Raw genomic sequence first — 17,586 nt, forward strand, 5'->3', positions numbered from 1 at the left:
TGCGACGCCCTGACCGAAGCTGATGCCTCGTGCCGGCCGCCGTTTGTGATTATTTATCGACTTCCATAGGGTACATGAACGCCCGGTCGGACGCCTTGGCCGCTCATTCGTTGAGCCGGAGCGCGACGGAAACCCGGACTAGGCCGGCGCCCGCTCGGGCCAGCGGAACGCCAGCGCGGTCTCGCCGAGCGGCACGCCGTCGTGGCCGAAGCGGCGCTCGACGATGCGCCCGGCGCCGTCGTGGCCGATCGTCACCACCGTGCTGCAGCGCGTGCCGTACTCCGGATTGCGGATGAAGGCCGGGGCGACCAGGCGCTCGAGCTCGAGTCCGACGCCGGTATCGGGCAGTTCGCCGTCGGTGGGCAGGTGTTCGCTGGCGAGCGCGTCGAACAGTGGCTCGAAGCGTTCGTCCGCAGCCTGCAGCCAGTCGGCGAGCGCTTCGCGCAGGGCGGTGGTCTTGGGCCAGGGCGTGTCGAGCGCCGCGTTCGAAAGCCCGTAGACGCCGGCCGCGAGCGATTGCGAGCGGGCCTGCGGCTGGTTGCTCGCGTAGACCCCGTGCTCGCGGTCGAACAGCAGCAGGTTGCAGCCGCCGTAGCGCGCCAATGTCGGCACGAGCGCATCCGCGTGCGCCCGCGCACCCGCATCGCCGCGCAGGAAATCGACCGCGAGCTTGCCGCGCGAGAGCAGGTGCGGTGCGGGTGGCTCGGGCAGGCGCACGTTGGTGACGGCGGCGAGCCGTCCGTTCTCCGAGACGCCGAGCCAGGTGCCGCGAGCCTGCAGGTCGCGGCCCGCGAGCAGGTCGGGCGCGTCGTCCCAACGCGCGAGCGCGGCGCTGGGACGGCCGTGGAATTCATCGCGATTGCCGATGAGCACGAGTCGGTAGCGCGGGTGTTGCCAGGCGAAGGCGATCAGACACATGGGGAACACATGAGTAGGCAGGCGATCCACGGCGGGCGTGCGCGCATGCTAACCAAGCTCGGCAATGTGGGCTTCTTTCTGGGTCGGCTGCGATCTGTTGAAAGGAGAATTTTCCGCAGGCTCACTCGATGTGATTTCGCTTCTGAAGATTGTGGCGCGCGCACAACAACTGAATGTTTTCTGCTGTAAGCGATGTCCCGCCTCGGGAGAATGGCACGATATGGTCAAAGTGCAGCTCATCCTCTGCCTCGCACAGACGGCATTTGCCACCGTCACGCTTCCAGACTTCGAGCTTCACTGCGGTTGGAATAACTCTTCTCCGCTCTGCGTCGATATGGACAGGCTCTGCCAGATCATCGTCGCCCTTCACAGCAATGAGCCGAAACTTAAATACTGTCCGGTGATCGTCGCGCTCCTGCCATGAGTCAACGAGGTGAAAGATGCCGTTGTATGACCATATGCCCGACTTGATCTTCTCGTAGACCCTTACCCGTTCCGGGGAACTCCGCCCCGCCTTGAAGGCCTGCGCAGCCTGGTGAAACTTGCCGTTCTGCGTTCGTTTTCCAGAAGGCAGCATTTCGGGTTGGTCAACGACCTTGGGATTGGGGCAGGAAGCGTCTTTCGGGTGATCGTGTCCTTCGTAGACCAAGACTGTTCCGCCTTCCTCCAGTCGGTCCTTGTATGGAGCATTAGGCCGAACCGACATGAGAATGACGGAATGATCGCCGCCGAGCCCATAGTTCATTCCGCGCTGCAGGTTTACACCTTCACGCCGACACATTTCGTTGTGGGAAAGAATGTTGTCCGGCATATGTCTCTGAATTCGGGCTAAGTAATTTGATTGCGGGGTAGGGCGGCGATAGCCCTTTCAAACGTTGATGCACTTCGGTGACTCAACCAATTTTCACTACACGGCCCGCGCAATCTCGTCGTAGCCGCGATTCAGGAATTCGAGCAGGCAGAAGCCGTTGCCGAACGGGTCGGCGAAGTGCGCGATGCGGCCCCAGCTTTCGGTGCGCATCGCGTCTTCGATCACCGCGCCGGCCTGCATCGCGCGATCGATCGCGGACGGCAGATCGTCGACGACGAAGTCGAGATGCACGGGTGTCCAGTGTCGCTCGTAACGGCGTGTCTCGCCGCTCGCCGAACAGGCTCGCGAGCCCGCTGCTTTGACCAGCAGATAAATCGGCGCCTCGGCCCCGAGCAGCTCGATGCCGCCATCACCGAAGCGACGCCCGATGCTCAGCCCGAGAGCCTGCGTGTAGAACGCGGTTGCGCGCGGCAGGTCGTCGAAGTCGATGTTGACGAGCAGCCGCGCGCCCATCAGCCGTGCGCCTTGCGCTCGCCCTCGTCGCGCAGCGAGAACGGGTTGAAGCTGGTGTGGGCGTCGTAGGTATCGACGCCTTCGGCGCGCTTGAGCGCGTTGACGACGACGTAGGTCACCGGCGTCAGCACCACTTCGAGCAGCACCTTGAACGCGAAGTTGAACAGCACCGCGGCGATCAGCGCCTTGCCCGACCACAGGCCGAGGAAGGCGATAGGGTAGAACAGCGCGGAGTCCGCGAACTGGCCGACCACCGTCGAACCGATGGTGCGCGACCACAGGTGCTTGCCCTGGGTCCAGACCTTCATCTTCGCCATCACGAAGGAGTTCAAGAAGTCGCCGACCCAGTACGCGACCATGCTGCCGACGACGATGCGCCAGGTGTTGCCGAACACGGTTTCGAGCGCGGGCTGCAGCGTCTTGTTGTACGGATCGTCGGCGACCGGCATGGCGAGCACCACGTAGGTCATCACGGTGGCGAAGATCATCGCCGCGAAGCCGGCCCAGATCGCCCGGCGCGTGCGCGCGTAGCCGTAAACCTCGGTCAGCACGTCGCCGAAGATGTAGCCGATCGGGAAGAACAGGTTGCCGGCCGAGAACGCCAGCGTGCCGAGCAACGGGAAGTCGTACTCGCAGACCTTGCCGGGCCCGATCAGGTTGGAGCACAGCAGCACGGCGACGACGCCGCCGACGAAGAAGTCGTAGTAGCGGAAGCTCTGCATGGGTCGAATCGTTCGGAGCGCGGGCGCGCGTCGACACAACCTTAACAGAGCTCGCCGCCAAAACCTCTAGCCGAAATGCGGGCCTAGCGCTTCGCCAGCAGCAAGCTCTCCTCGATCGCCTCGCGTCTCCACTGCGCGGCCTGCGGCAGGCGCGTGCGCAGGTCGCCGGATTCCGGTGCGCGCAGCCAGCGCGATTGCTTGAGCCGGCGGATGATGGCGGGGATGTCCGAGGTCGGCTCGATGCGCTGGTTCCAGAGTGCGAGCAGCTGGTTCACCGACTGTTCGCGCGATTCGGGCGTGTCGGGCGTGGAGATGTTGAGCGGCAGCGTGGGCGTGACGAGGATGATCAGCGATTCCTGGCGGCGCAGGTCGGTGCTGCGCTTGGTGAACCAGTTCGCCACCGGCACGTCGCCGACGCCGGGCACTTTCGAAAACGACTTGTCGTTGACCTGCTCGGACAGCGCGCTGAGCACGAGCGTCTGCCCGAACTCGACGTCGGCCGTCGCTGAAACCGATTGCCGGAACGTGGTCAGCGAGCTGTCGAAATTGCCGATCTGATCCTGCGACAAAAACGAGCGCGCCGCATCGAGGTTGAACACCACGCGCTTGTCGTCGATGAACTCGGGCGTGACCTTGAGCTGTACGCCGACGTCGATCGGTTGCAGCTGGCCGAGGTTGATGCCGCTGACCGCGACGTTGAGTGTGCGCCCGGCGAAGAACTGCGATTCGCGGCCCAGGTGCGCGGTGATCGAAGGCCGTGCGACCACGCTGTAATACTGGCCCGAGTCGTTGAACAGGTTGAGGCTGTAGTCGAGCTGCGGCGTCGAGATCTGCGAGGTGATCGTGCGCGTGCTTTCGCGGCCCAGGCTGCCGCTGATCTGCGAGAGCGTATTGGTGTAGCCGTACAGCACACGCAGGCCGTCGAACAGGTTCACGCCGCGATTGGCCTGGTCGAGCACCGAGTTCAGCAGGATCGTCACTTCGACCACGACCTGGTTCAGCGCGCTCGCCGGATTCTGTGCCAGCGGCGCGAGCGGAGCCGAGTCGCCGCCTTCGTCGCCGATCGGCGTTTGCCGAACGGCCGGCGCCACTTCGAGATATTCGGCGACGCGGCGCATGGCGTAGCGCGCATCGGCATCGTCTCCGGTGGCGACGAGCTTTTGCGTCATCGCTTGCGCTTCGGGCTCGCCTGCGACTGCGAGCGCAAACGCATTCAAGCGGATCGACTCGCGCTGCTCGGGCGCGAGCGCGAAGCTGCGTTCGGCCGCGAGACGCATCAACGGCAGATCGCGCCGATAGTACGAAGCCACGCCGAGGCCGTAGAAGGCTTCCCAGCGGCGCGGCTGATCGAGCACGGCTTCGGCGAAGCGTGACTGCGCCGTGCGGTAGTTGCCGCGTTCGAGCTCGATGTAGCCGAGTTGCAGCAGCGCCCAGTAATTGCCGGGCGCGAAGCGCTCCGCGTTCGCATACCCGACGGCCGCGAGATCGAGCCGCGCGCGATCGCGTTCACGGCCGATGCCTTCTTCGGTCAGCGCATGCAAGAACTGCAGCTGGCCATTGCGCAGATCCTGTTGTAGCAGGCGCGCGATCGGTGCCTGCGCCTGTTCCCACTGGCCGGAACGCAGCGCGCGTTCGGCCAGTGGCCAGTCGGACATCGGCTCATTACTCGTCTTGCGAGCCGCATTGGACGCGCAGCCGGAGAGCGCGAGCGTGGTGGTGAAGACCGCGCATCGAATCAGCGATGCGCGCAGCTTGCGAGGGTTGAGGCGAGGCATGGCGTGAAGGTCCGTAAGCAAGTCGAAAGTCGAGCGCAAATCAATCGCAAATCAATCGCAGCGATACAGGTTGGGACGGCCGATGCGATCCCAGAATCCGGCGCGATGGCTGTTGCCCGAGCAGCAGAAGTTGCGATCGTTGCGATGCACGCCGGCACCGTCGCGTGCGCAGTAGTCCGGGCCACGTACGGTGCCGGTGGTATTCTCCACTTCGTCGTTGACGTTGCGCGTCCACTGGTAGCTCCACACTGCGCGATTGACCGCGCGAGTCCACTCCGCGCTGCAGCGATTGTTCTCGGGCGAGGTGCCGCACATCACGCCGTTCGGATTCGCGGCGCAGCAGGGGTCGTGCGTCATGCTGCCTCCGCTGACCTTGCAGTTGGCGCGATCGGCGCCGTTGGACGCCGGCAGGCACATCGCAACGCCGGCGAACTGGCCTTGATGAAAGCCCCCGCATTGCTGGCCGACGGCGCCGAAGCAGCGTTCCGCGAGCGCCGGCGTAGCACTGCCGAACAGCGAGAGCAGCAGCAGGGAGCCCAGCAATCTGCGAGCGTGCGTGAATATCGTCTTCATCGAAAATCTCCGTTGAATGCTGCGCTTTTCAGCGCAGGCGCTTGACGGTCGAGCCGTCGGCGGCCTGCAAGGTGTTGTCGTCGACGATCTTGATCAGCATGGTTTCGCTCGCATCGGTCTTCTCCGATTCGGGCTCCTTCTGGTCGCGTTCGATCTTGAGTTCGAAGCCGGCCTTGTCGGATTTGCCGACGCTGTAGCGGCCCTGGTTCGACTGCTGATCCTTGAGCGGCTTGAACGCGCTGTCGCGAATCGCGGTGACGTAGCGGCCATCGGGACGGAACTCGATCACCGTGGTTTCGGTGATGCCGGTTTCCTTGTCGCTGACGCTGCTGCTCCAGCTGCCGAGCAGCAGCTTGATGGCATCGATGGGCTTTTGTGCGAGCGCGATCGGCTGTGCGGACGACAGCGCGATAAAGGCGGCCATCGTGAGCACCGCTTTTAAACTGAGTTTGCGCATGAACGTGACTCCGGTGTGAGAACGGTGGTTCAGAGGGGATTCGAGTGGGTGTTCAAGGCGCGGCTTCCAGCACCAGGCTCACGCTGCCGCTGACGGCCAGGTTGTCGCCGCCATCTGGATGGCCGTTGCCGAGGGAGATGCAGTTCAGGCGCAATGCATGCGAGCCCGGCTCCAGCAGGCCTTCGGTGGGGCCGGACTGCTGCAGGCCTTCGCGCTTATCGGCGGTGGCCACGAACAGGCGGTCCAGAGACAGCTCCAAGTTGGAATCGCCACGCCCGGCGGTGGCGCTACCGCTGAAGCCGTTGATGCGATAGCGCAGCGGCTTGTCGCCTTCGACGAGGAACTGCACGTAGGCGGAACCGTTGCCCTGGCTGTCGGTGCCGAATCCTTCCGGTGTCGCTGGCACCGAGCCGCTGGTGTCGCAAGTCAGGGTGATGGCGCCGACGCGGCCGTCGCTGCGATCGAGGTTGAACGAGGCGCTGCCGACGGTCGATGCGCTGCGGCCTTCGCCACTTTTCTCGGCGTGCACGGTGAAGCTGCCATTGCTGCGGAAGCCGGTATCGGGCGTGTCGGTCAGCGAGGCGCGTTGAATTTCCGCAGTGGTGGAAAAGACGCTGCCGCAACTCGCTCCGTTGCTGCACGACTGCGCGCGTGCGAAGGCCGACACACCGGTTTCTTCGAGCAGTGCGCTCGCCGTCGGCGGCGGTTCCACGGTGACGCTCACCGTGCCTTGCGCAGTGCCGCCCTTGCCGTCGCTGACGGTGTAGCCGAAAGCGTCGTCGCCGACGAAGCCGAGGTTCGGAATGTAGCGAACCGAATCGCCGGCGCCGACGATCTCGGTACGGCCGTTCTGCGGCTGCGTCACCGCATCGACCGTCAGCGCATCGCCGTCCGCATCGGTGTCGTTGGCGAGCACGTCGATGACGTGTCCGCCGCCGTTGCCGACGACCTGGGCGGCGTCGGCGACGGCGGTCGGCGGCTGGTTCTCCGCACGCGCGGTATCGAGCTCGAGCGCGGTCAGCTCGAACGGCAGCTTGCGCGTGATCACGAAGGCGCTGAACTCGCCGACTTCGCCTGCATTGGGCGCGGTGAAATCGAACGCGAAGTGGGTTTGATCGTCGCTCGCGGTGAGGCGCATCACCTCGTTGAGCCCGCCGGAGCGACGCAGCAGCACCACGTCCTTGACGTTGTAATCGCCCAGGAACGAAACGTTGTCGGAATCGAGATCGAGCTCGAAATGCACCACGTCGCCGGTGACGAAACCGGCGCGATCCGCCGTCAACACGCCGGTCGGCGATTTGGCGAGATCGACCTGCGACAGAAACTCGAGTCCGGTGAGCCGAATGATGTTGAAGAGCTTGGCCAGGCCTTCGATGCCGGTGCCGAGTCCGGCGCGAAACTCCGCGAAGATGCGGTAGTTGGATTTGTAGAGCGGATCGGCGAGCTGCGTGGTCTTGGGCGCGAAGCTGCCGAACAGGCGCGGACCGGCCTTGGCTTGAAACGCGTTGAAGCGCAGCGATTTGAGCAGCGGGTTGCCGAGACTCGCGCCGACGGTGGCCGAGGCGAGCACGCTCGGTTCGAGCCGCAGGTCTTCGATGCCGGGCAGGTTCAGCGTCGGCGTGATGGTGTTGGTGAGGTCGCCGGCTGCGGCCACGAACATGCAGTCGCCGTTGCACTCCAGGCCGACGCGGCCGTTGAAGCGGGTTTCGTTCTTGAACGAAATGCCCATCGTCGCCACGGTGATCTTGCCGCCGGCTTCGAGCGATACGCCGACCGGAACCAGGCCGCTGATGATCATCGACAGCGCGCCGCCCACCGGTACGCGGAAGGTGAACAGATCGGCCTTGCATTCCACCTTGCCTTCGAACGCGGCCACGATGTTGAGCCCGCCTTCGACGCTCGCCACCGGCGAGGCGCGCACGAGCAGGCGTTCGAGCCCGCGCGCTTCGGTGTAGAGCACGTCGAGGGTCGGGTTGATGGTCACGCGCAAGGCCGGCGGAGCCAGGATCGAAATCGGCAGCGGCGAGCCTTCGCGAAAATCCGGAATGAAGGTTTCGCAGCCGCGAGCCAGCGTCGAAGTGCCGGCCGCTGCACCGACCTTGGCGACCAGCGCATCGGCGCTCGCAGCGGCGGCCGAGGCGCGTGGCGTGAACGAAAACGTGTTGCCCTCGCGAGCGATCTCGTAATCGGCCGCGATCTCATCGGGAATATCGACCGGCGCTTGCGACAGATCGAAGACCTGGTTGATTTCCAGGCCCGGAAACAACTCGTTCAAGGGTGCGAGCGCGAGCGTGAGTTCGATGCCTTCGGGACGCGTTTGCGTGGAGACCACGCGACCGGCGACCGGCTCCGATCCGGTGCCGACGACGAGCGTTCCGGGCTCGGGCGCGGTCACGCCGCTGACGATCACGGTGTAGGTGTTGTCGAGGCCGGGCTCGGCGTCCGGATCGGTTTCGACCGCGCCGCGAACCACTTGCGAGTCGTCCACCAGCAGCGTGTCGTCGGCGACGCCGACCACGGCCGCCAGCAGCGGAGCCGACCGCAGCGTTCCGGTGGTTGCGACGATCTGGCTCGATCCGCTCGCCGCTTCGGCCTTGAGCAGGCCGGTGGAGTCGATCGACAGGCGACCGCTGTCGGAACTGCTCCAGCTCACCGGCGCTGCGATCGTCGCGCCGGACGCATCGAGAACGCGCGCGTGCAGCAGGCGAGTCTGGCCGCGTTCGGTCAGCAGCAGACCGGTCTCGATGATCTCGATGCGAGCGGGCACGGCAGCGACGGGTGGATCGACCGGCGGGGTGTCGTCGCCGTCGTCGTTGTTGCCTCCGCCGCCACTGCAAGCCGCCAGCGTGGCCAGCGCGAGTGCTGCGAGCAGCGAGCGCCAACCCGGGCGTCGCGCATGGCGATCCCTGCGATCCTTGTCGATGAACATGTTGCGATTCCTTTTGCTTGATGCGGCGCCTAGCGGCAGCGCAGCTTGTTGATGCCCTGCAGATCGCGTTCGGCGAGCGCGCTGGCCGAGCGAGAGCAGCACCAGCGCTCGTCGCCGGGCGCGACGACGGCGCCGGCCGGGGCGCACAGGGCGTTGAAGTCGGCGATGCCGCTGCGATTGGGTTTCTGCGGATCGAGCTTTCGCGTCCAGTACAGGCCGTGCGAGGTGCGTTGCTGCGACTTCTCCCATTCGTAGGCGCAGTCGGCGGCGACACCGGGCTTGCCGCCGCAGCCCTGGCCCTGCGGATGCGCGGCGCAGCAGACGTCGTGCTCGATGCTGCCCGCGTGCACCATGCATTCGAGCTGCCCGCCGGCCGGCTTGCAGTAGGCCGGCTGGCCGCCGCCTCCGGTCGCGCAGCCCTGCCCGGCGGCGCCGAAGCAGGCGCCCGGCACGGCGGGCGACACGGCCGTCTGCGCCGGCGCTGCGGTAGAGCCGAGCAGCAGGCACAGCACCAGGACTGGAATGGAAGCGATAAGTCGCATGGCGGGCAGTGGTGGTTTGAAGGCCCGGGCCGGCTTACATCACGTAGTACTTGCCGCTGCACGTCGAGTAATAAACGCTCGCGTAGCCGCAGGTGGGCGTGCCGCCGTCGTAGTTGCAGTGCTCGGCGCGGAAGATCAGCTTGGCGCGGCAGGAGCGGGCTTCGGCGGCCGGCACGACGAAATCGGCCAGCGCGGACAGGATCGATTCGGCCCTGGGTGCCAGCGATACCGGCTTGAACCTGGCGCACTTCTGCGCTTCGGCGGGCAGCTTGGCGAGCGGGGTTTCGACGCCGGCCTTGCCGTCGACGAACAGCCCGCTGCTGACGATCACGCCTTTCTTCACGTGTGCCCGCGCTTCGAGCACGCCGGCCGGCGTCTTTGCCGACGAGGTCACCTGCTGGCCATCCGGCAGCTTGGTCTTGGTGCCGGCTTCGAGCACTTCGACGTCGTAGTCCTCGTTCACGCATTCGGCGCGGGCGGGTCCGGCGAGCCCGAGCAGCAGGGCGGCAAGCGGCAGCAGCAGTTTGAATTCGAGGGACATGGGCTTCTCCTTCACGAGGGGGCTGCGAGATGTGGAGCCCGATCGACGATCGGCTCCGGCACCCCGACGCTAAGGCCCGAAGCCGCGCGAATCCGGACCGAAGCCCGATCGATTTCCGACCATTTCCCGACCATTGCGGCGGCGCCGTTTCGCGCGCCCACGCGAGCGGTCAAAATCCGTCTCCGATCAGAGACATTCGAGTCGTGACCGAGCCACTCGCCGCCGACAGCCCCGACGCCAAGGCCCGCGCCCCGCGCTGGCGTTTCGGCGATTGCGTGCTCGACGGCCGCACGCTCGAACTCACGGTGCGCGGCCAGCTCGTCAAGCTCGAGCCCAAGCCGCTCGACATGCTGATGTTCCTGCTGCGCCACCCCGACGAGGTGCTGACCAAGGACGAGCTGCTCGAAGGCCTGTGGCCGGGCCGCATCCTGTCCGAGTCGGTGCTGACCAAGTGCGTCGCCAAGCTGCGACAGGGGCTCGGCGACGAAGGCCAGGCGGTCATCAAGACCGTGCACGGCTTCGGCTACCGGCTGATCGCGCCGGTGACGGTCGAGCACGACGCCGCGCCGATCGCCGCGACCACCGAGCTGCGCGCCGGCCTGTCCGCGGGCGGACATCCGCCGCAGCGGCCGCTGTGGGTGCTGCGCGAGGCGATCGGCGCCGGCGGCGGCGGCGAAGTCTGGCTCGCCGAACACGCCAAGACCGGCGAGCGCCGCGTCTTCAAGTTCGCCACCGACGCGGCCGGGCTGTCGGCGCTCAAGCGCGAGGTCACGCTGTTCCGGCTGCTGCAGGCTACCTACGGTCCGCGCGACGACCTGCTGCGCCTGCTCGACTGGAATTTCGAAACGCTGCCCTACTTCGTCGAGGCCGAGCACGTCGCCGGCGGCAGCCTGCTGCAATGGAGCGAGCGGCGCGGCGGCCTGGCGGCGGTACCGGTCGCCCAGCGCATCGCGCTCGCGATCCAGCTCGCCGAGGTACTCGCAGCCGCGCATGCGGCCGGCGTGCTGCACAAGGATTTGAAGCCTTCGAACGTGCTCGTCGCCGGCAGCGAGGCCGAACCGCGGCTCAAGCTCGGCGATTTCGGCAGCGGCCGGGTGCTCGATCTCGCGCGGCTCGAACGGCTCGAAATCACCCGGCTCGGCTTCACCGCGATGCTCGACGACGACGAGGCCGGCACCACGCCGCTGTACCTCGCGCCCGAGTTGCTCGCCGGCCAGCAGCCGACCGTGCAGTCCGATCTCTACGCGCTCGGCGTGATGCTCTACCAGCTGCTGGTCGGTGACTGGCGCCGGCCGCTCGCGCCGGGCTGGGAGCGTACGCTCGACGACGAGCTGCTGCGCGAGGACGTCGCCGCGGCCGCGGCCGGCGATCCGCAGCGGCGGCTCACCAACGCGGCCGAACTCGCGCGTCGGCTGCGCGAACTCGACGAACGCCGCAGCCAGCGCGCGCACCAGCGCGAGCTCGAAGCCGAGGCCGCCACGCTGCATGCGGCGCTCGAACGCAGCCGCCACCGGCGCAAGCTGCAACGCGCGATCGCCGCCGTGCTCGCGCTCGGCCTGGGCCTGTCGAGCTGGGGCTTCTGGAACGCGCGGCAGGCGCAGCACCGGGCCGAAGCCGCCGCCGCCGAAGCGCGCGCCGCGGTGAGTTTTCTCGGCGAAGACGTGCTCGCGGCCACCGATCCGTTCGGTGGCGGACGCCCGACCCTGAGCATCAAGGGCCTGCTCGACGAAGCCGCGCCCAGGCTGGCGACGCGGCTCGCCGACTACCCGGCGATGCGCGCCGAAATGGGCCTGGCGATGGGTCGCGCCTACGAAGGGCTCGGCGATTGGCCCAAGGCGCGCGAGCGGCTCGAAGTGGCGCTCGCCGAGGCCGAAGCCGTGCAGGGGGCGGATTCCGAACTCGCGCTGACGATCGCCGACCGGCTCGGCTCGCTCGCCCTGCTGCAAAGCCGCTACGACGATTCCGAGGCCTTGTACCGGCGCGTTTACGAGACCCATCGCACGAAGTTCGGCGAGCTCGATGCGCGCACGCTATCCGCGCGCGACGGCCTGGCCTGGCTGCAATACGAGCGCGGGCGCTATCCGCAAGCGGCCGCGCTGTACCAGCGGCTCGTGGACGATTATCGCGGAGTCGATGAGCTTGGCCTCACGAGCGCGCAGTGGAGCCTGGCCGACTGCTATCTGGAGCTCAATCGCACGCCCGAAGCCGAAGCGCTGATGCGCGAGGTCGTCGCCACCACGAGCCGCTTGCAGGGCGCGAAGCATCCGCGCGCGCTCTGGCAGCGCACCACGCTCGGCGACGCGCTGATGATCCAGGGCCGCTGGGACGAAGCCGCGGCGCTGTTCGACGAAGCCTACGAAGGGCTCGCGGCGACGGTCGGCGAAACCCATCCGTACACGCTCACGGCGCTGCACTATCGCGGCCAGCTCCTGCTCGAACGCGGCGATCCGGTGGCCGCCCTGCCGCTGCTGCGCCGCGCCTACGAGAACCGCGTGCTCGCCCATGGCGTCGATCACGTCTGGGCGCGCTATTCGGCCAATCGGGTGGGCGAAGCGCTCGTGCAGCTCGGGCTGGCGAGCGAAGCACTGCCGCTGCTCGAACGCGCGCACGAGCAGAGTGTGAAAGCGCAGGGACCGGATCATCCCAACGTGCTGCTGATCCAGCGCACACTCGCCGATGCGCTGATCGCGCTCAAGCAATACGACCGTGCCGACGGTTTGCTCGTCGACGGCCTCGCGAGAGCGCAGCGTACGCTGCCCGAGTACAGCCTGCGCATCGGCTACCTGCACGAAAGCCTCGGTCATTTACGCAGCCTGCAGAAGCGAAAGGATGAGGCACGGGCGCAGTACGAATCGGCGCGGGTGCTTTACGAGAACGCGATCGGCGCCACGCATCCGCAGACGCTGAAGCTCACGGCGCTCGCGCAGCGCTGAGCACCAGGTCTGCGGCGACGTATAGCGGCACCGGGCGCAGGTCCTTGCGGATGCAAGCGGACATGGAGAAGACTGACGACAGAACGGGCTCAATGGACTGCACGGCCACCAAAGCGTGATCGTCGGCGCGCCTGCTGTTTCGGACGCGCAGGTTCAGCCGCCGCCGGCCGCGATGTCGCCGATGCCGCAGTTCGTGTGGAGATGTCGACGGCTTGCTTCGACGAATGGACAGGCTGTTTCAAGTGGCGCAAAGGAAAATGTGATGCGGAGGGAGATGAAAGGTGCTGAAGCTGCCGGTATGCGGGCGCTGATCGGCAGGTGCGGGCTTGCAGGCGCACTGTTGCTCAGCGGCGGCTGCGCTCCGCTCAGCAAAGACCAGTGCAAGACGGCGAACTGGCAGCAGATCGGTTACCAGAGCGGCGTCAACGGCCGATCACCCGTGCGCTACGAGGAAGAGCGTCAGGCCTGTGCCGAGCATGGCATCGGCTCCGACGAAACCGGGTGGAAGATCGGTTACGCGCAGGGGCTCGGTGTTTATTGCACGGCTGCGAACGGCTATGACGTCGGCCGCCATGGTGGCAGCTACGATGAGGTGTGCCCGCCCGATCTCGATGCCCGTTTCCGTCCGGCCTATCAGGATGGCCGCCATGTTGCGGATCTGCTCAATGCACTCAACGAGCGACGTTCTCGCCTGGACGACATCGGTCGCATCCTCGCCGACGACGACAAGCGCGCCCGCGACTACGTCGCCCTGATGCGCAAGAACCCGCAACCGCCGCCGCCGCCTCCACAGCTGCTCGAACGGCGTGCCCGCCGCGACCTGGAACGCGAGTACGACTATCTGCGCAACGAGCATGAGGGACTGCGCAGGGATTTCGAGCAGAACGACGGCGAACTCAGCGCACGATATGCGGTGCCGGCGATGGGCTACGACGGTCCCTAGCGGTTGCGTGGCGGGCACCTCGGTTCGACATCCCGGTCAAATGCGCGTACCGTGCCCCGCGCAAGTATCAGGCAGTGTATTCAGCTAGTTGGCGCCACAGCGGTTCTTCGGCGCGAAATTCCAGATGCGTTCCTTGACCGTTTGCGCCCAGCGGGCGGTTGGCCCGTTTCTCTTCATCAGGAACACATCTCATGAGCAATACCCAAACCGGCACCGTCAAGTGGTTCAACGACGCCAAGGGCTTCGGCTTCATTACGCCGGCCAATGGTGGCGAGGACCTGTTCGCGCACTTCAAGGAAATCGTCGGCGATGGCTTCAAGTCGCTTGCCGAAGGTCAGCGCGTCGAATACGTCGAAGCGCGTGGCCCCAAGGGCATGCAGGCCACCAAGATCCGCCCGGTCTGATCGCTGCGTGCGGAGTCGTAGCGGCGGTGCGATGCGCCGCCGCCTTTGTACGCGGCCCGGCCGCGTTCCATTCTCAGGCAGGAGATTCCCATGAGACCCAAGAACAACCGCAAGCCGCTGCGAGACGAAGCGCCCAAAGTGCGCCGTGCACCCGGCTCGCCGACCAAGAGCCAGCTGCGCGCTCACGCCGATGCGATCGAGCAGGCGCGCTTCGCCAAGTGGAAGACCGTGCTCGGCATCGCCGGCACCACCTGGAGCAAGGTGCACGCCACCGAGCTCAGCCGCAGCAATGGCGACATCAACGTGCTCGCCGGGCTGGTGCAGCTGCGCCATGCCCTCAGCCGCCAGGAAGCCGATAGCCAGGTGAAGGCGTTCTACGATCAGCACATGCAGATCGCGCCCATCACCTTGTCGAGCTTCATGCCCGCCGTCTCCGCGCGTCCCGCCGCCGAGCCGGTGGTCGCGCCGGTCGCTTCGTCGGCCGAAAGCGCGTAGCCGTTCGGGTTGCGCAGGCAAGGTCGCCGTCATGCGGTGACCTCACGAAAAAGCCGCCTTTCGGCGGCTTTTTCGTTTGCAGCGCGATGCTCAGCGCGGATCAGTGCCCGCCGCCATCCAGCGACTTCACGGCCTGGATCATCTGCACCATCACCTTCTGCGCGTCGCCGTAGACCATGTTGGTGTTGTCGGCGAAGAACAGCTCGTTCTCCACGCCCGAGTAGCCCTTGCCCTGGCCACGCTTGACCACGTAGACCTGCTTGGCCTGGTCGACGTTGAGAATCGGCATGCCGTAGATCGGGCTGCTCTTGTTGGTGCGTGCAGCCGGGTTCACGGTGTCGTTGGCGCCGATCACGATGGCGACGTCGGCATCCTTGAACTCGCTGTTGATGTCTTCCATGTCGTAGATGATGTCGTACGGCACGCCGGCTTCGGCGAGCAGCACGTTCATGTGACCGGGCATGCGGCCCGCGACCGGGTGGATCGCGAACTTCACTTCCACGCCCTGCTCCTGGATGAGCTTCACGAACTCGAAGAGCTTGTGCTGCGCCTGCGCCACGGCCAGACCGTAGCCCGGCGCGATGATGACCTTGCTCGCATAGCGCATGTTGATGCCGGCGTCGCCCGCATCGACCGGTTTCATGCTGCCCTTGATCTCGCCCTGCTGCTCGTCGCCGGCGGCGCCGAAGTTGGAGAAGATCACGTTGCTCACCGAGCGGTTCATCGCCTTGGCCATCAGCAGCGTCAGCAGCGTGCCGGCCGAGCCCACCACCATGCCGGCGATCATCAGCGCCGGGTTCTGCAGCACGAAGCCTTCGAAGCCCACCGCCAGACCCGTGAACGCGTTGTACAGCGAGATCACCACCGGCATGTCGGCGCCGCCGATCGGCATCGTCATGAGCACGCCGAAGATCAGCGCGAGCACGAAGAACGCGGCGGTCATCCAGACCGGCGCGTGGCCGTGCGCGACCAGCGCGATGTACAGGCCCAGCGCGAGCGTGGCGAAGAACACCGTGCCGTTCATGAGCTGCAGGCCGGTGAAGCGCCAGGTGCCGTTGACGCGACCGTCGAGCTTGGCCCAGGCGATCAGCGAACCCGACAGCGAAATCGCACCGATCAGCGAGCCGATGATGGTGACGACCAGCGGAATGGTGCTGTGCTCCGCGCTCGTGCGGAACAGCTCCACCGCGCCGATCGCAGCGGCCGCGCCGCCGCCCATGCCGTTGTAGAGCGCGACCATCTGCGGCATCGCGGTCATTTCGACCTTCTTGCCGCTGGTCCAGGCCCAACCGAGGCCCAGCACGAGCGCGACCGCGCCGAGGATGACGTTGACGGTCAGATGCGGCTTGGCCGCCTCGGACACGCCGAACACATAGAGGAAGCTCGCGAGCACCGCGACGAGCATGCCGAGGCCCGCGACGCGAATGCCCGAGGCCGCCGTGACCGGCGAGGACATGCGCTTGAGGCCGTAGATGAAGAGAAACGCCGCCGCGAGGAACGCCGCGTCGATGATCAGAGTTGCCGTGGAAAGAGCGTTCATGTCGATCAGGCCTTCTTCTTGTCCGACGACTTGAACATCTGCAGCATGCGCTCGGTCACCACGTAGCCGCCGGCCGCGTTACCCGCGCCGAGCAGCACGCCGACGAAACCGATCACCTGCTCGGTGACGGACGTGGCGTTGAGCAGCGCGTACAGCGCGCCGACCACGACGATGCCGTGCACGAAGTTGCTGCCCGACATCAGCGGCGTGTGAAGGATCGACGGCACGCGGCCGATGATCTCGTAGCCCGTGAAGGCCGCGAGCATGAAGATGTACAGCGCAATGAAACCCGTCAGCATGTTTCGCTCCCCTTAGCCGGCAACCGCTTTGGCAGCGGCTTCGTTCTTGATTTCGCCCGCGTGCGTGAGGCAGCTCTTGGCGAGCACCTCGTCGTTCCAGTCGATGCTGATCGCCTTGTCCTTGAGGAACAGCTCGATCAGGTTGTACTGGTTCTTTGCGTACAGCTCCGATGCGTGCTCGCCGAGCATCGACGGCACGTTGAGCGGGCCGACGATCGTCGTCTGGCCGACCTGCACGGTTTCGCCCGGCACCGTGGCTTCGGTGTTGCCGCCGCCTTCGGACGCGAGGTCGATGATCACCGAGCCCGACTTCATGCCCTCGATCTGCGCCCTGGTGATGAGCTTGGGCGACGGACGGCCCGGAATGGAGGCCGTGGTGATGATGATGTCGGCCGATTGAATATGCTTGGTGACGACCGACGCGATCTTGTCCTTCTCTTCCTGTGTCAGCTCACGCGCATAACCGCCGGTGCCGCGTGCGTCGACGCCGGTGTCGATGAACTTGGCGCCGAGCGATTCGACCTGCTCCTTCACTTCCGGACGCACGTCGTAGCCTTCGACCTTGGCGCCGATGCGGCGCGCGGTGGCGATGGCGGACAGGCCGGCCACGCCGGCGCCCATGACCAGGATCGTGCCCGGACGGATCGAGCCCGTCGCGAACGTGGTCATCGGCATCATGCGGGCGATGTTGATCGAACCCAGCAGCACGCCGTAGTAACCGGCCAGCGCGGCCTGCGAGGACAGCGCGTCCATCGACTGCGCACGCGTGATGCGCGGAACCAGTTCCATCGCGAAAGAAGTGATCTTTTTGTCGCGCAGCGCCTTGGTGATCTCGACTTCCTTGTGCGCGTAGACGAAGGACAGCAGGATGCTGCCTTCCTTCATCGCGTTGACGACTTCGAGCGACGGCGGCTGCACCGACAGCACGATGTCGGCGTCGGAAACCAGACCCTGCGGGTTGGCGGCGAACGTCACGTTCTTGTAGGCAGCGTCCGCGAGCTTGACCGCGGTGCCCGCTCCCGACTGCATGTGCAGCTCCGCGCCCAGCTTCGCAAGCTTGTCCGCAACGACCGGCACCAGGGCCACGCGGCGCTCGTTCGGGCGGGTTTCCTTCAGCACGGCAATTTTGACCGGCATTTGAGACGCTCCCCTTCGACCAATTTTGAAATAGTGGTTTTGCGCTGCAGCAGT

At 66.1% G+C, this 17,586-nt stretch carries 17 protein-coding genes; 4 read left to right on the forward strand and 13 right to left on the reverse strand.

The window, feature by feature from the left end; all coding sequences use genetic code 11:
* Positions 1-138: 138 nt before the first annotated feature.
* From WQQ_RS09195 to WQQ_RS09240, 10 genes are all read right to left on the reverse strand, one after another.
* The gene (locus WQQ_RS09195; RefSeq protein WP_040453268.1) at positions 139-918 is read right to left on the reverse strand and encodes an NRDE family protein; all 780 of its coding nucleotides are present in this window, start codon (positions 916-918) and stop codon (positions 139-141) included.
* Positions 919-1,039: 121 nt separating this feature from the next.
* Positions 1,040-1,729 carry an HNH endonuclease gene (locus tag WQQ_RS09200; RefSeq protein ID WP_040453270.1) on the reverse strand — a complete coding sequence of 230 codons (690 nt, stop codon included), beginning with the start codon at positions 1,727-1,729 and terminating at the stop codon, positions 1,040-1,042.
* A 96-nt stretch (positions 1,730-1,825) separates the two neighbouring features.
* The gene (locus WQQ_RS09205) at positions 1,826-2,242 is read right to left on the reverse strand and encodes a VOC family protein (RefSeq protein ID WP_007184881.1); all 417 of its coding nucleotides are present in this window, start codon (positions 2,240-2,242) and stop codon (positions 1,826-1,828) included.
* Entirely contained in the window at positions 2,242-2,964 is a 723-nt protein-coding gene (locus WQQ_RS09210; protein ID WP_007184882.1) for a queuosine precursor transporter, read from the reverse strand. The genes WQQ_RS09205 and WQQ_RS09210 overlap by 1 nt, the downstream gene beginning before the upstream one ends.
* An 83-nt stretch (positions 2,965-3,047) precedes the next feature.
* Entirely contained in the window at positions 3,048-4,739 is a 1,692-nt protein-coding gene (locus tag WQQ_RS09215) for a secretin GspD/PilQ domain-containing protein (protein ID WP_007184883.1), read from the reverse strand.
* A 51-nt stretch (positions 4,740-4,790) separates the two neighbouring features.
* Positions 4,791-5,312 carry a hypothetical protein gene (locus WQQ_RS09220; RefSeq protein WP_007184884.1) on the reverse strand — a complete coding sequence of 174 codons (522 nt, stop codon included), beginning with the start codon at positions 5,310-5,312 and terminating at the stop codon, positions 4,791-4,793.
* A gap of 28 nt (positions 5,313-5,340) precedes the next feature.
* Positions 5,341-5,769, reverse strand: coding sequence for a hypothetical protein (locus WQQ_RS09225; RefSeq protein WP_007184885.1), 429 nt, complete (start codon positions 5,767-5,769; stop codon positions 5,341-5,343).
* Positions 5,770-5,821: 52 nt separating this feature from the next.
* The gene (locus tag WQQ_RS09230) at positions 5,822-8,698 is read right to left on the reverse strand and encodes an Ig-like domain-containing protein (protein WP_007184886.1); all 2,877 of its coding nucleotides are present in this window, start codon (positions 8,696-8,698) and stop codon (positions 5,822-5,824) included.
* Positions 8,699-8,727: 29 nt separating this feature from the next.
* Positions 8,728-9,240 carry a hypothetical protein gene (locus WQQ_RS09235; protein ID WP_157534561.1) on the reverse strand — a complete coding sequence of 171 codons (513 nt, stop codon included), beginning with the start codon at positions 9,238-9,240 and terminating at the stop codon, positions 8,728-8,730.
* Positions 9,241-9,274: 34 nt separating this feature from the next.
* Positions 9,275-9,781, reverse strand: coding sequence for a hypothetical protein (locus WQQ_RS09240; protein WP_007184888.1), 507 nt, complete (start codon positions 9,779-9,781; stop codon positions 9,275-9,277).
* A 203-nt stretch (positions 9,782-9,984) separates the two neighbouring features.
* Between WQQ_RS09240 and WQQ_RS09245 the strand changes: the two genes are divergently transcribed.
* From WQQ_RS09245 to WQQ_RS09260, 4 genes are all read left to right on the forward strand, one after another.
* Positions 9,985-12,714: a tetratricopeptide repeat protein gene (locus WQQ_RS09245; RefSeq protein ID WP_007184890.1), complete on the forward strand. Its 2,730-nt coding sequence runs from the start codon at positions 9,985-9,987 to the stop codon at positions 12,712-12,714.
* Positions 12,715-12,829: 115 nt separating this feature from the next.
* Positions 12,830-13,657, forward strand: a complete 828-nt coding sequence (locus WQQ_RS22950; RefSeq protein WP_007184891.1) for a DUF2799 domain-containing protein — start codon at positions 12,830-12,832, stop codon at positions 13,655-13,657.
* Positions 13,658-13,848: 191 nt separating this feature from the next.
* Complete coding sequence (locus WQQ_RS09255; protein ID WP_007184892.1) at positions 13,849-14,061, forward strand: cold-shock protein; 213 nt, start codon at positions 13,849-13,851, stop codon at positions 14,059-14,061.
* Positions 14,062-14,151: 90 nt separating this feature from the next.
* Positions 14,152-14,556, forward strand: coding sequence for a hypothetical protein (locus WQQ_RS09260; protein ID WP_007184893.1), 405 nt, complete (start codon positions 14,152-14,154; stop codon positions 14,554-14,556).
* Between the two features lie 100 nt (positions 14,557-14,656).
* On the opposite strand, the gene WQQ_RS09265 is transcribed toward WQQ_RS09260, so the two are convergent.
* The 3 genes from WQQ_RS09265 to WQQ_RS09275 are packed head-to-tail and all read right to left on the reverse strand — an operon-like array spanning position 14,657 to position 17,532.
* Positions 14,657-16,096 (reverse strand): NAD(P)(+) transhydrogenase (Re/Si-specific) subunit beta, encoded by a 1,440-nt coding sequence (locus WQQ_RS09265; RefSeq protein ID WP_007184894.1) that lies wholly within the window; start codon positions 16,094-16,096, stop codon positions 14,657-14,659.
* 5 nt (positions 16,097-16,101) lie between these two features.
* Positions 16,102-16,395 carry an NAD(P) transhydrogenase subunit alpha part 2 gene (locus tag WQQ_RS09270; protein ID WP_007184895.1) on the reverse strand — a complete coding sequence of 98 codons (294 nt, stop codon included), beginning with the start codon at positions 16,393-16,395 and terminating at the stop codon, positions 16,102-16,104.
* Between the two features lie 12 nt (positions 16,396-16,407).
* Positions 16,408-17,532, reverse strand: a complete 1,125-nt coding sequence (locus tag WQQ_RS09275) for an NAD(P) transhydrogenase subunit alpha (protein ID WP_007184896.1) — start codon at positions 17,530-17,532, stop codon at positions 16,408-16,410.
* Positions 17,533-17,586: the final 54 nt, after the last annotated feature.

Source organism: Hydrocarboniphaga effusa AP103, from assembly GCF_000271305.1.
GTDB classification, from domain to species: Bacteria; Pseudomonadota; Gammaproteobacteria; order Nevskiales; family Nevskiaceae; genus Hydrocarboniphaga; species Hydrocarboniphaga effusa.